Source organism: Pseudonocardia nantongensis, assembly GCF_046546495.1.
Classification (GTDB): domain Bacteria; phylum Actinomycetota; class Actinomycetes; order Mycobacteriales; family Pseudonocardiaceae; genus Pseudonocardia; species Pseudonocardia nantongensis.
The window spans coordinates 285,731-298,689 of sequence record NZ_JBKGXT010000003.1; the positions used below are offsets into that span (position 1 = coordinate 285,731).

General features: G+C 76.0%; 11 protein-coding genes. 1 reads left to right on the forward strand and 10 read right to left on the reverse strand.

Annotated elements, in window-relative coordinates:
* Positions 1 to 180: 180 nt before the first annotated feature.
* The 3 genes from ACLFMI_RS05110 to ACLFMI_RS05120 form a co-directional block, all read right to left on the reverse strand.
* Positions 181 to 771 (reverse strand): hypothetical protein, encoded by a 591-nt coding sequence (locus tag ACLFMI_RS05110; RefSeq protein WP_410946626.1) that lies wholly within the window; start codon positions 769 to 771, stop codon positions 181 to 183.
* 84 nt (positions 772 to 855) lie between these two features.
* The gene (locus ACLFMI_RS05115) at positions 856 to 1,458 is read right to left on the reverse strand and encodes a hypothetical protein (protein ID WP_410946557.1); all 603 of its coding nucleotides are present in this window, start codon (positions 1,456 to 1,458) and stop codon (positions 856 to 858) included.
* Between the two features lie 343 nt (positions 1,459 to 1,801).
* Positions 1,802 to 4,102: a sodium-translocating pyrophosphatase gene (locus ACLFMI_RS05120; protein WP_410946558.1), complete on the reverse strand. Its 2,301-nt coding sequence runs from the start codon at positions 4,100 to 4,102 to the stop codon at positions 1,802 to 1,804.
* 491 nt (positions 4,103 to 4,593) lie between these two features.
* Between ACLFMI_RS05120 and ACLFMI_RS05125 the strand changes: the two genes are divergently transcribed.
* Positions 4,594 to 7,041, forward strand: coding sequence for a DEAD/DEAH box helicase (locus ACLFMI_RS05125; protein ID WP_410946559.1), 2,448 nt, complete (start codon positions 4,594 to 4,596; stop codon positions 7,039 to 7,041).
* Between the two features lie 404 nt (positions 7,042 to 7,445).
* On the opposite strand, the gene ACLFMI_RS05130 is transcribed toward ACLFMI_RS05125, so the two are convergent.
* The 7 genes from ACLFMI_RS05130 to ssd all read right to left on the reverse strand — a co-directional run bounded on the left by ACLFMI_RS05130 (position 7,446) and on the right by ssd (position 12,696).
* Positions 7,446 to 7,844, reverse strand: coding sequence for an Rv3654c family TadE-like protein (locus ACLFMI_RS05130; protein ID WP_410946560.1), 399 nt, complete (start codon positions 7,842 to 7,844; stop codon positions 7,446 to 7,448).
* The gene (locus ACLFMI_RS05135; protein WP_410946561.1) at positions 7,841 to 8,518 is read right to left on the reverse strand and encodes a TadE family type IV pilus minor pilin; all 678 of its coding nucleotides are present in this window, start codon (positions 8,516 to 8,518) and stop codon (positions 7,841 to 7,843) included. The genes ACLFMI_RS05130 and ACLFMI_RS05135 overlap by 4 nt, the downstream gene beginning before the upstream one ends.
* The gene (locus ACLFMI_RS05140) at positions 8,496 to 8,723 is read right to left on the reverse strand and encodes a DUF4244 domain-containing protein (protein WP_410946562.1); all 228 of its coding nucleotides are present in this window, start codon (positions 8,721 to 8,723) and stop codon (positions 8,496 to 8,498) included. Before ACLFMI_RS05140 ends, ACLFMI_RS05135 begins: the two co-directional genes overlap by 23 nt.
* A 142-nt stretch (positions 8,724 to 8,865) precedes the next feature.
* Positions 8,866 to 9,570, reverse strand: a complete 705-nt coding sequence (locus ACLFMI_RS05145; RefSeq protein WP_410946563.1) for a type II secretion system F family protein — start codon at positions 9,568 to 9,570, stop codon at positions 8,866 to 8,868.
* Positions 9,567 to 10,397, reverse strand: a complete 831-nt coding sequence (locus tag ACLFMI_RS05150) for a type II secretion system F family protein (RefSeq protein WP_410946564.1) — start codon at positions 10,395 to 10,397, stop codon at positions 9,567 to 9,569. Before ACLFMI_RS05150 ends, ACLFMI_RS05145 begins: the two co-directional genes overlap by 4 nt.
* Positions 10,391 to 11,545: a TadA family conjugal transfer-associated ATPase gene (locus tag ACLFMI_RS05155; protein WP_410946565.1), complete on the reverse strand. Its 1,155-nt coding sequence runs from the start codon at positions 11,543 to 11,545 to the stop codon at positions 10,391 to 10,393. Before ACLFMI_RS05155 ends, ACLFMI_RS05150 begins: the two co-directional genes overlap by 7 nt.
* Positions 11,542 to 12,696 carry a septum site-determining protein Ssd gene (ssd, locus tag ACLFMI_RS05160; protein WP_410946566.1) on the reverse strand — a complete coding sequence of 385 codons (1,155 nt, stop codon included), beginning with the start codon at positions 12,694 to 12,696 and terminating at the stop codon, positions 11,542 to 11,544. Before ssd ends, ACLFMI_RS05155 begins: the two co-directional genes overlap by 4 nt.
* Positions 12,697 to 12,959: the final 263 nt, after the last annotated feature.

Consider the following 12,959-nt stretch of genomic DNA (forward strand, 5'->3'; position numbering starts at 1 on the left):
GTTGCGACGCCTGTGCCGTGCCGGTGCTTCCGCGATGCTGCGGAGCGTGCCGGGGCGGTCACGCCGCGCGTCGTCATCCGTCGACGATCGCACGATCTCATACCGCCGCCGACCCCACCGTGGCTCGTGCCACCGGCGGCGGGCGAGGCGACAGCCTAGCCCCGCCGGGAGACCGGCAGGTCAGGCGGCCGGTCGTCCGTGGAACCTTGGCCAGTCGGAGGGTCCGATGGTGCCCGGGGCGGGCCCCACCAGTTCGGTCAGACGCGCCATCCGACGCGCCCCGTGCAGACGTAACGCCGGGCCGGGGGCGCCGTGTTCCCCGGCGGCCACCCGGGCCGGGGGCAGGCCCGCCCGGGTGGCGGCGGCGATCAGCGGCCCGTGCGTCCACGGGGCCTGCGGGTCGAGGAGCAGCAGATGACCGCCGCGCAGGTCCGCGACGCCCGCCGCGAGCACCCACAGCCGGAGCGCGGCGCCGTCGAGCTGGAAGCCGGACGGGACCTGCTTGTGGCCGTTGCCGGTGCACCAGGACCGGGCCAGCGGCGCCAGGTCCCGGCGGAACGCGCTGCGCAGCCCGGACGCGCCCGGGGCGAGGGTGACGCCGCGGGCGCCGGCCAGCGCGGCCAGGGCCCGCTCACGGCCGTCGAACGGGAGCGGGACGTCGAACCGGGCGGTGTCCCCGGCGCCGAACCGCTCCAGCCGGCCGGGTCCGCAGAGCAGCCCGGCCAGGTCGGTGATCCCGGCCGGCCGGGCCTCCGCGGAGAACAGCGACATCTGCGGCACGCGAGCAGTGTAGAACGCATGTTCGACGCGAACAACGCGCCGCGCCGACCGGATGTTCCCGTTCGCCGGGCGGGGTCAGGACGGTGCGGTGAGCTTGTTCAGCTCGCCGCACTTCGGGGCGGTCGAGACGGCCTTGTCCAGCCGCGGGGTGGCGCCGAGCTTGTCCAGGCCCTGGGCCGCGCCGATGGTGCGCAGCTTGTCCTCGGCCGAGCGGAGCCGGCCCTCGAAGCCGGGCACGTCGTTCGGGTCGGCCGCGTCGACCTCGCTCTTCGCCTGGTCGACGGTCCCGCCGGTGCGCTGGAGCAGGTCACCGATCGACTTCGCGAACTGGTCGCCGCCGGAGACCGGGGAGGCGCCCGCGGCCTCAAGCTGCTTCTGGCCGTTGTCGATGCCACCGGCGACCGTGCCCAGGTAGCCGGACAGGCGGCCCTTGATGCCCGCGAGGTCGGCGCCCGCGTAGTCCGGCTTGGCGGTCAGCGGCTGGTAGTACGACAGCAGCGCGCCGCACACCTTGTCGCCCCAGGCGACGGGATCGGCGCCGACGCCCTCGGTGGGGCGGGGTGCGGGGTCCGGTGATGCGGTCCCGGCCACCGTGGTCGTGCAGCCGGCCGCGAGGCACGCGGCAAGCAGGGTCGGCAGCAGGACCCGGGCGGCGCGGGCCGGTCGGGGGGTCGCCATCGTCGGGCTCCAGCTCGTCGGGGGCGGCGCGGATGCGCGCTGCCTCGGGGGAACGGACCGGGTGCGACCGTATGCCTCGGCCGCAGGTCAGCCGCCGCCACCCTGCCCTGGGCAGCTGTCTGGAGCAATGGGCACTGCGGCGTTCGGGGGTGCGTTCTCCACCTCATCCGAGATGCCGGCCGAGATCGCCGCACGGGCCCGACGCCCGGAACGCCGTGTCCGGTTCCGGGTCGGCCGAGCCGGGTGACGACGGACGACGGCCGCTCGCCCCGGGCGGGACGAGCGGCCGTCGCGATCGTGCGGGAGGTGCGGTGCGCGCCGGGGCACGCTCCGCGAGGGTCGCTCAGCCGACCGAGCTCTCCGCGGGTGCGTCGGTGATCGCCGACGTCCTCCGCTTCGAGATCACGACCGCCCCGACGATGATCAGGACCGCGACGACCGCGATCAGGATCCGGATCACCGGGTTGCTGCCGGGCAGGGACAGCAGGACGATCGCGGGCGCGATCAGCACCGAGACCAGGTTCATCACCTTGATCAGCGGGTTGATGGCCGGGCCCGCGGTGTCCTTGAACGGGTCGCCGACGGTGTCACCGATGATCGTCGCCTCGTGGGCGTCGGAGCCCTTGCCGCCGTGGTTGCCGTCCTCGACGAGCTTCTTGGCGTTGTCCCAGGCGCCGCCCGAGTTGGCCAGGAAGATCGCCATCAGGACGCCGGTGGCGATCGCACCGGCCAGGTAGCCGGCCAGCGGGCCGACGCCCAGGCCGAACCCGACCGCGATCGGCGCGAAGATCGCCAGCAGGCCGGGGGTCGCCAGCTCGCGCAGCGAGTCCCGGGTGCAGATGTCGACCACGCGGCCGTACTCCGGCCGCTCGGTGCGGTCCATGATCCCGGGCTTGTCCTTGAACTGGCGGCGCACCTCGTAGACGACCGCGCCGGCGGCACGGGTGACCGCGTTGATCGCCAGGCCGGAGAACATGAACACCACCGACGCACCGATGATCACGCCGACCAGGGTGTTCGGGCTGAACACCTCGTAGGCGAACGACGACCCGGCGTCGCCCAGCGCGACGCCGGCGGAGTCGAGCGCCTGGTTGATGGCGTCGCGGTAGGAGCCGAACAGTGCCGTCGCGGCGAGCACCGCGGTGGCGATCGCGATGCCCTTGGTGATCGCCTTGGTGGTGTTCCCGACCGCGTCCAACTCGGTGAGGATGTCCACGCCGTCGCCCTCGACGTCGCCGGACATCTCCGCGATGCCCTGCGCGTTGTCCGAGACCGGGCCGAAGGTGTCCATCGCGACGATGACGCCGACCGTGGTGAGCAGGCCGGTGCCGGCCAGCGCGACCGCGAACAGCGACACGACGATCGAACCGGAGAGCAGGAAGGCCCCGTAGACCGCGGCCGAGATGACGATCGCGGTGTAGACGGCGGACTCGAAGCCGATCGAGATGCCGGACAGGATGACCGTCGCCGAGCCGGTCAGCGACGACTTGCCGACGTCGCGGACCGGGGTGTCCTCGGTGCCGGTGTAGTAGCCGGTGAGCTTGAGGATCACCACGGCCAGCACGATGCCGATGATCACGGCGACCGACGCGATGAGGCGCGGGTCGCTGGTGAGCTCGGCGACCGAGCCGTCGGTCGGGTTGGTCATCTCGCCGAAGCTGCCGGGCAAGTAGACATACGCCGCGATGATCGACAGCACGCCCGCGAAGATCGCCGAGAGGTAGAAGCTGCGATTGATCGCGCGCAGCGAGTTCTCCCCCTCCCGGGCCTTGGTCAGGTACACGCCGAGGATCGCGGTGATCACGCCGATCGCCGGGACGATCAGCGGGAACAGCAGGCCCTGCAGGCCGAACGCGGCGGTGCCCAGGATGAGCGCGGCGACCAGGGTGACGGCGTAGGACTCGAACAGGTCGGCCGCCATGCCGGCGCAGTCACCGACGTTGTCGCCCACGTTGTCGGCGATGGTGGCGGCGTTGCGCGGGTCGTCCTCGGGGATCCCCTGCTCGACCTTGCCGACCAGGTCGGCGCCCACGTCCGCGGCCTTGGTGAAGATGCCGCCACCGACCCGCATGAACATCGCGAGTAGCGCGGCGCCGAAGCCGAAGCCCTCCAGGACCCGCGGGGCCTGGCCGGCGTAGACCATCACCACGATGGCGGCACCGAACAGACCGAGGCCGACGGTGAACATGCCGACCACGCCGCCGGTGCGGAACGCGATCCGGGTGGCCTTGTCGCGCCCGTTCGCCTCCCGGGCCGCCGCGGCGACGCGGATGTTCGCGCGCGTGGCCAGCCACATGCCCAGGTAGCCGATGATGGCGGAGAAGCCCGCACCGACGAGGAAGAAGATCGATCGGCCGATGCGTTCACCGAGGTCCTCGGCGGGGAGCGCGAAGAGCAGCACGAACACGATGACGGCGAAGATGCCGAGCGTGCGGAACTGGCGGTTGAGGTACGCCGAGGCGCCTTCCTGGACCGCGCGGCCGATCTCCTGCATCGAGGGCGTGCCCTCGCCGTGGGCGAGGACCTCCTTGAGCAGCAGACCGCCGACGGCCAGGGCGACGAGGGCGACCACCGCGACCACACCCACGATGGTGAGGTCTCCCGCACCGAGCTCGAGGCCCTGGGCGAGGGTGGACTGGGACATCCGTCCTCCTGGTTCAGCAGAGATCCGACCAGGTAGCCGTTGACGGGGGTGGCACCGGTGTCGGTGCTCCCCGCCGACGACGGCGTCCCTGGCGTCGACTGGGCCCGGACCGGCGGTCGCCGGCGACCGGGCGCGTGCAGTCTAGAAGTGTGTCCGACCACTCACTGCGAGCGGGATCACAAGCGGGAACTATCCGCCCAAAGTGATCAAGAACACAACGTGCGTGGGGCTGTCCGGCGGCGCTTCCGGACGCCCCTCGCGGGCGAGCCGGACGGAGGGCCGGCCGTACGGCAACGTCCGTCCGGCCGCATCGTCCCTCCGTCCGGCCGCACCGGTGCCTCCGTCCGGCCGCCTGCGTCGGTCCGGGCGGCTCGGGTGCCGCGGCGCCGCCCGGTCGCGGTCGGGCCTGTCCGGCGGTGGCGCCGTCCGGTGTGTCAGCCTGGCCGGTCGTGGGGTCGACGGGAGTGCGGTCGGAGGGATCGCGGCGCGGCGTGGACCTGTTGCGCCGGGTGCTCGCCGGCTCCGGTGTCGACCCGGACCGCGCCGAGCCGGCCTCCGCGCAGGAGTCGCCCGCCGCGCAGGAGCCGGCCGCCGTCGACCCGGTGCCGGACGACGACCCATTGCGGCACGTGGTGCGCACGCCGCCGCGGCCGGGCCGGACCACGGACTGGCCGGACTGGACCCCGGAGCCGCTGCGGGCGGCGCTCGTCGACCGGGGGATCGCGCGGCCGTGGGCGCACCAGGCCGAGGGGGCCTCGCTGGTACACGGCGGCGCCGACGTCGTCGTCGCGACCGGGACGGCGTCGGGCAAGTCGCTCGTCTACCAACTCCCGGTGCTGGCCGGGCTCGAGGAGGACCCGCGGGCGACCGCGCTCTACCTGGCGCCGACCAAGGCGCTGGCCGCCGACCAGCTCCGGGCCCTCGACGGGATCGCCCCGCCCGGGATCCGTCCGGCAGCGTTCGACGGTGACACCCCGATGGAGGAGCGGGACTGGGTGCGCCGGCACTGCCGGTGGATGTTCTCCAACCCGGACATGCTGCATCGCTCGCTGCTGCCCCGGCACCGCCGCTGGGCGACCTTCCTGCGCCGGCTGCGCTACGTCGTGATCGACGAGTGCCACACCTACCGCGGGGTGTTCGGCTCGCACGTGGCCGTGCTGCTGCGCCGGTTGCTGCGGATCGCGGCCCGCTACGGCGCCCGGCCCACCGTGGTGCTCGCGTCGGCGACGGTGGCGACCCCGGGCGAGTTCGCGTCCCGCCTGACCGGACGCGACGTCGTCGCGGTGACCGAGGACGGCTCGCCGAACGCCGGGCGGACCGTCGCGTTCTGGGAGCCGCCGCTGCTCGCCGAGATCACCGACGACTCCGGCGCCCCGGTCCGGCGCTCGGCGGGCGGGGAGGCCGCCCGGATGCTCGCCGATCTGGTGCTCGAGGACGCCCGCACGCTGGCGTTCGTGCGATCCCGGCGCGCGGCCGAGCTCACCGCCCTGGGGGCACGGCGTCAGGTCGCGGAGGCGGCACCGGAGCTCACCGAGCGGATCGCGGCCTACCGCGGCGGCTACCTGCCCGAGGAGCGGCGCGCGCTGGAGGGGGCGCTGATGTCGGGTGAGCTCCTCGGGGTCGCGACCACGAACGCGCTGGAGCTGGGTGTGGACATCTCCGGGCTGGACGCGGTGGTGCTGGCCGGGTTCCCCGGGACCCGGGCGTCGTTCTGGCAGCAGGCGGGGCGCGCCGGGCGGGCCGCCGACGAGGCGCTGGTGGTGCTGGTGGCCCGGGACGACCCGTTGGACACCTACCTGGTGCACCATCCGCAGACGCTGCTCGGCGCCCCGGTGGAGAGCTGCGTGCTGAACCCGGTGAACCCCTACGTGCTCGCCCCGCAGCTGGCGTGCGCCGCCGCCGAGATGCCGCTGACCACGGCCGACGTCGCCGACGTGTTCGGGGGCGCCCCGGCGGAGGAGGTGCTCGACGAGCTGGTCGCCGACGGGGTGCTCCGCCGCCGCCCGCACGGCTGGTTCTGGCCGGACACCGGTGGTTCGCCGTCCGCCGACGTCGACATCCGTGGGGCGGGACTCGGCCAGGTGGCGGTGGTCGAGGCCGCGACCGGCCGGATGCTGGGCACGGTCGACGGGGATGCCGCTCCCGGGTCGGTGCACCCGGGAGCGGTGTACCTGCACCGCGGGGACAGCTTCGTGGTCGACGAGCTGGACCTGGAGCAGGGACTGGCGCTGGTGCACCCGGAGGACCCGGACTGGCGGACCGAGCCGCAGTCGGTCTCGGAGGTGACGGTGCTGGCGACCCGGGAGTCGCGACGGTACGGCCCGGTCCGGGTGTGCTTCGGCGACACGACGGTGACCAGCCAGGTCGTCGGCTACCGGCGTCGGACCGCGGACGGGACGGTGCTCGACCAGGCCCCGCTGGACCTGCCGCCACAGAGCTTGGACACCCGCTCGGTCTGGTACACGATCGACCCGGACGCGCTGGAGGAGGCGGGGATCGACGAGGCCCGACTGCCCGGTGCGTTGCACGCCGCCGAGCACGCCGCGATCGGGCTGCTCCCGCTGTTCGCGATCTGCGACCGCTGGGACATCGGAGGGCTGTCCACCGCGCTGCATCCCGACACCGGGTCGCCGACCGTGTTCGTGCACGACGGTCACCCCGGTGGCGCCGGCCTCGCCGAACGCGGACACGAAGTGCTGGCGTCCTGGCTGAGCGCGACCCGGTCGGCCGTGCACGACTGCGAGTGCCGCACCGGCTGCCCGTCCTGCGTGCAGTCGCCCAAGTGCGGCAACGGCAACAACCCGCTCGACAAGGCGGGTGCGGTGCAGGTGCTGGGCCTGGTGCTCGACGCGCTCGCCGGAGACGGGGACTCCGACGACGGGGACTCCGACGACGGGCACCCCGACGGCGGGCACTCCGACGACGGGGACTCCGGGTGAGCGGCGGCGACAGGAGCGAGCCCCGCGGACCGGCCTGAACGGGCACCGCCGACCCACCCGTCGGGGGGTAGGTGGGCCAGCGGCGACCTCGGTGCGACGGCGTCGGACGGGGGCGCGTGGTGCGCTCCGACCCCATCGCGCTCTGGGGAGCGTGGCCGGTGTGCCGGGGGCGGACCGGACCCTGCCCGGCCCCGCGACGACTCCCAGTAGGCCGTAGTGGGCGCGGGGTGACCAGTCCCGGCGCGCCCGCCGTCGGCGATCGGTCCGGCGTCGACGACGAGTCGTCGCTCGTCGCCGGTGTCCGGCCCGTGCTGTCGTGGCGGTCACGTGGCGCACTGTTCTCCGTCCGTTCATCCAGGAGCGCGGACCGCTCACCGAGACCATGATCACGTCGTGCGGCGGCGTCACGGTGGCGCGAACCCGGCCCCACCACCGTCCACCGGAGCGGGACCGGCCCGGGCTCGGGCGCTCGCCGGGTCCCGGACGGGGAGCAGCCCGCTCCACTGTGTCTGCGTCTCGACCAGGGAGTCCCATCCGTCGAGCCGGCAGCCGGTGACCTCGGCTCCGTTGCGTGCGGCGATGTCGGCGGCGACCGCACACGCCGGTCCGGGGCCGTCGACCGAGCGCCCGGCGGCAGCGAGCGCGGACAGGTCGGCGGCCGCCGAGGCGATGTGCCGGGCACGGACCGCGGCGGCGACGTCGATGCACACCATCGCGGTCAGGAGCAGGACCGCGGCCGCGGTGGCCGTCCATACCGACGCGACGCCGTCGTCGCCGCGGAGGCGGGCCGGGCGCGGGCTCACCGCCTGCTCCCCGGTGCCGCGGCGGGCCGACCGCCGCGATCCGCGGGTTCGGGAACCGACGCCACCGCCCGGGGCGGCGCCGTCCCGGGCGGTACCGGCCGGGGTGCTGCCGGAAGACCGGACGCCGCACCGTCCACGGCCGCACCGGACGCGGCCGGGCCGCCGGGCAGGTCGTCGGCCGGGGGTACGGACGGGTCGCCCGGCAGCTCGTCGTCCGGGCGTGCTTCCGCGCCACCGGCTCCCGGCGGTTCGTCGGCTCTGGCGTCGCTCCCGCCCGCCCGGTCGGTTCCACCCGCCGGGGCGGGCGCCCCACCGGCGGTCAGGCCGGGTTCGGTGACCGCGGTCGCCGAACCGGTGATCCGGATCGGCAGTGGCCAGGCCGGGCGTGCGGTCACCGTGGCGACGACGGTGTCACCGTCGAACCGCAGCTCGGTGTCCGCGCCGGTGGGTGCCAGCGTGGCCGCCGCGACCCGGCCGCGGTCGGCGTCGCCGCGGGCCGCCTGCCGGACCAGCTCGCGGGCCGCGTCGGTGCAACGGACCGAGCCGGCGACCGCGGCCACCGCGGCGACGGCGGCCGCCGCGACCAGGACGAGGGTCCCCAGAGCCAGCGCGGCCTCGACAGTGACGGCGCCGTCGTCGGCCCGGGCCCGCTCAGAACGTCGCGGACAGCGCACGCTGCACGATCCCGGTCAGCGCCGCGACGATGTCGTCGCCGCTGACGATCGCGTACAGCAGCGCCGCGAACGCCGCCGCGGCCACGGTTCCGACGGCGTACTCCACCGTGGACATGCCTTCGTCGTCCCGAGCGAGCCGGCTGAGGCGCCCGCGCAGGTCGGGCTCCGGGGGCGCCGACCCGGCGCCGGTGGACGGGACGGGCACCGGTCGGTCCGGAGCACCCGCCGTCGAACGATGCGGGGCCGGGCGGGGTGAGATCGGGCGGGATGCGGTCGGGCGGGTTCGGGTCATCGGTCTTCTCCTCGGTCGTGGGCCAGCCGGTGGCAGGCCCGGGACACGTCCGGTGTCACCACCGGGCGATCACCTGCCCGGCCAGCCCGATCACGACCGGCACGATGCCGAGGACCAGGAAGGCGGGCAGGAAGCAGAGCCCCAGGGGGGCGGTGATGCGGACCGCCGCCCGCTGTGCGCGCTCCTCGGCCCGGTCGGCCAGGTCGCCCCGCAGCCGGGCCGCCTCGGAGCGGGCCGCCCGACCGAGCGCGGCGCCGGTCGCCGCCGACCGTCCTGCGGCGCGGGCGAACCCGGCCAGGTCGGGGTCGGCGGACACGGCGGACCACGCCTGCGCCGGGTCGGCACCGAGAGCGAGCAGCCCGGACACCCGTCGCACCGCCTCCCCGGCCGGCCCGGGAAGCCGCCGCGCGGCAGCGGCGACGGCGTCCGGAACGGTCAACCCGGCCGCGAGACAGGTGGCGAGCAGGTCCCAGGCGGCCGCGAGGTCGCCCGCGTCGGCGACGCCGCGGGTGGCCGCCCGCCGGAGGAGCAGCAGTACCGCACCGCCGGCGCCGGCACCGACCGCGGCACCTGCCGGGCCACCGACCGCCCAGCCGAGCGCGGCCCCGGCAGGCAGCAGGACGGTCAGCACCAGCGGCCGGTCCGGCGGGCGGGGCGGGGCGACCGGCCGCGGGGCCAGCCCGCGCAGCCGCCCTGCCGCCGGTCGTCCGCCACCGACCAGCAGCGCGGCGGCGAGGAGACCGAGCACCGCGGCGGTCACGACGGGACCGCCGTACGCAGTATGTGATCGCTCCACAGCGCACCCGCCGTGGTGAGCGCCACGCCGAGCAGCAGCAGCATCGGGCCGATCGCGCCGCTGCGCAGCACGGTCAGCGGCGCGATCCCCATGAGCTGCCCGAGGCCGATCCCGGCCAGTGGCAGTGCCGTGAGCACCGACGCCGTCGCGCGCGGTCCGGCGAGCTGGGCACGGACCCGGGCGCCGTGCGCCAGCCGCCACCGGACGTCGTCGAGGACCCCGGCGAGCAGGTCGGCCAGCGGTGCTCCGTGTCGGTCCGCGAGCTCCCACGCTGCGGCGACACGCTCCAGATCGCGGGTCGCGACCGGCCGGTCGGAGGCGGTGCGGCGCAACGCGTCGGGCACCGGTTCGCCGATCCCGGCGGCCGACCCCGCCGGCCCGAGGAGCTCGCGGGCCAACGGGCCGTCGTCGGCGACCCCGGCCAAGGCCACCGCCGGGTGGGCACCCGTGCGGAGCTCGTCGGTGATCCGGGCGAGCGAGTCGGCCAGCTCGGTGGCCGCACGGGTCTCCCGCTCGGCGGCCCGGCGGGCGCGCAGCCGCCGCCGCACCACCCAGGTGCCGGCGCCGGCGCACACGGCGCCGGCGGGGCCGAGCACGACCCATCCCGCGACCAGCATCCCGCCGTAGACGGCGGGTGTGGCCGGCGCGGCCGGTCGGAACCGCCGCCGCCGCGAGGTGAGTTCGCGCAGGCGGGCGGCACCGGTTCCGGCGGGTAGGCCGAGGACGGCCAGGGCGAGCAGTAGCAGGATCGACGCGCTGCGGGCGGGTGAGGACGTCAGGACGCTCAGCACGGCGGTGTCACCCCGCGTTCCCGGAGCAGGGTCGTCAGCAGCGGGTGGCCGGGCCCGGGGCCACCGTCTCGGGTCCATGCGGCCTCGACACGCAGGTCGCCGTCGTCGCGGCGGAGCACGCCGACCTCGTCGAGGACCCGACCGGCGTCCGGCCGTCGGCGCATCTGGAGGACGACCTGCACCGCTGCCGCCAGCTGGCCGTCGAGCGCGGCCGGGCCCATCCCGCCGAGCCCGGCGAGCGCCCGCATCCGGGCCGGTATCTCGCGCACCGAGTTGGCGTGCACGGTGCAGGCGCCGCCCTCGTGGCCGGTGTTCATGGCCGCCAGCAGGTCGCAGACCTCCGCGCCGCGGACCTCCCCGACCACCAGCCGGTCCGGCCGCATCCGCAGCGCCTGCCGCACCAGCTCGCGCAGCGGCACACCGCCGGCGCCCTCGATGTTCGGCGGCCGGGCGACCAGCCGGACGACGTGCGGGTGCCGGGGGCGCAGCTCCTCGGCGTCCTCCACCGTCACCAGGCGATCCCCGGGGTCGGTCGCCCCGAGCAGGGCGTTGAGCAGGGTGGTCTTCCCGGCTCCGGTGCCACCGGCGACCAGCGTCGCCAGCCGGGCCGCGACGATCGCACGCAGCAGGGACTCGCCGGGCGCGTCCAGCGTGCCGCTGCGGCGGAGCGCGGACAGGTCGTGGTGGGCCGGGCGCAGGACGCGCAGCGAGATCGAGGTCCCGCCGGCGGAGACCGGGGGCAGCACGGCGTGCAGACGCACCCCGGCCTCGGCGAGCCAGCCGTCGACGTACGGGCTGGCGTCGTCGAGGCGGCGGCCCGCGACCAGGGCGAGCCGCTGGGCCAGGCGCCGTACGGCGGCCTCGTCGGCGAAGGTGACCGTCGTGCGGCGCGGCCCCGCACCCTGGTCGATCCAGACCGCGTCCGGGGCGGTGACCAGCACGTCGGTCGTGCGCGGGTCCCGCAGCAGGGCATCCAGCGGGCCCGCGCCGGTGAACTCCTGACGCAGCGTCCGCAAGGCCGCGAGGACATCCAGGTCGGAGGCGACACCACCGGTCTCGGCGCGTACCGCGGCGGCGACGGCGGCCGGACCGATCTCCCCGCCGCCGTCGGCGAGGCGGGCCCGGACCCGCTCGACGAGCGAGGTCACGACGCCGCCCCGAGGACGCCTTGGTCCGCGGCGGTGAGCCGGGCGCGCACGGCGCGGGCGGCGGTCGCGAGCGGACCGCGGCCCGACCCCGGGACGCGACCGCGTTCCATCGCCCCCGCCAGGTCCCGCTCGGCCCGCATCGCGTGCAGCAGCGGCAGCCCGAGCGCCCCGGCGACCTCGTCGGGAGTGATCCCGCCGGGGGACGGGCCGCGGACGACCAGCTCGACGGTCGCGGCGTGCTCGGCCAGGACGTCGACGACCCGGGCGGCGGCCGCGCAGGCCCGGAGCCCGGCCGGGACGATCAGGACCGCCAGGTCGGCGCCGCCGACCGCGGCGAGCGCAGCATCGGTGGGGTAGCGGGGGACGTCGCAGACCACGGTGTCGCCGGAGCGGCGGCCGGCGTCGAGCACTACCGGCACCGCGGACGGGTCGGGGCCCTGCGGGGATCGCGCGCAGGACAGCACCGACAGCGGGGTGCGCCCGGAGCCGGCGTGCGGAAGCGCGGCGTGCAGCGATGCCGCCTGCACCCGGCCGTCGCCGATGGTCAGTTCGGGCCACCGCATGCCCTCGGCCTGTTCGAGACCGACGAGCAGGTCCAGACCACCGCCGAGCGGATCGCAGTCGACCAGCAGCGCGCCGGCGCCGTCCCGGGCGGTCACGGTGGCGACGGCCGTGGCCAGCACGGACGCTCCGGCGCCGCCGCAGCCACCGACGACCGCGACCACCTGCCCCGAACGGCCGCCGGCGGCGGTGCGCTCGCGGACGTCGGCGAGCATCCCGGCCAGCGTGGCCTCGCCCAGCGGCAACTCCACGACCCGGTCGGCGCCGAGCGCGACGGCCACCCGCCAGTCCTCGGCGACGGGCTCGCCGGTCACTGCGATCACCACCCCGCCCCGTCGGCCGAACCCGGCACGGAGGCAACGGACGGCGCCGGCCCGGTCGAGCAGCACCATCGGTGCGCGGGACCAGGCCCGGCGGGCGTCCGCCGCGTCGGCCGCCCGTTGCGCCGCGACGTCGGCGGCCGCGGCCAGCCGCAGCAACGCGTCCAGCAGGTCCGGATCCTCGGCCACGATCAGGCAGAGCCGATCCTGCTGCCGCCCCGACTGCCGGCCTGCCTGCCGGCCCTGCGCCCGGTCGCTCTGCCGTTCCATCGCCCCTCCTCCGCCCCGGCCCGTCGGTACGGGTCCGGTGCCCAGCGTGCGGCGCGGCGGGGCCGGTGGAGCGGTCGATTCCTGGCCTGTGGACAACTTCGGAGGTTGTGGACAGACGGCCTCGGGGCGGGCGTCCTCGCCCGGAACGGTCGGTGCCGTCGGGCAGGATGGATATCGGGGGAGGGCCCTGCGCGGGCGGCCTGTGCGAGCGCGGAGCGGCCTGCACGGGCGCGGAGCAATACGTCCGGCGGATACGACCGACA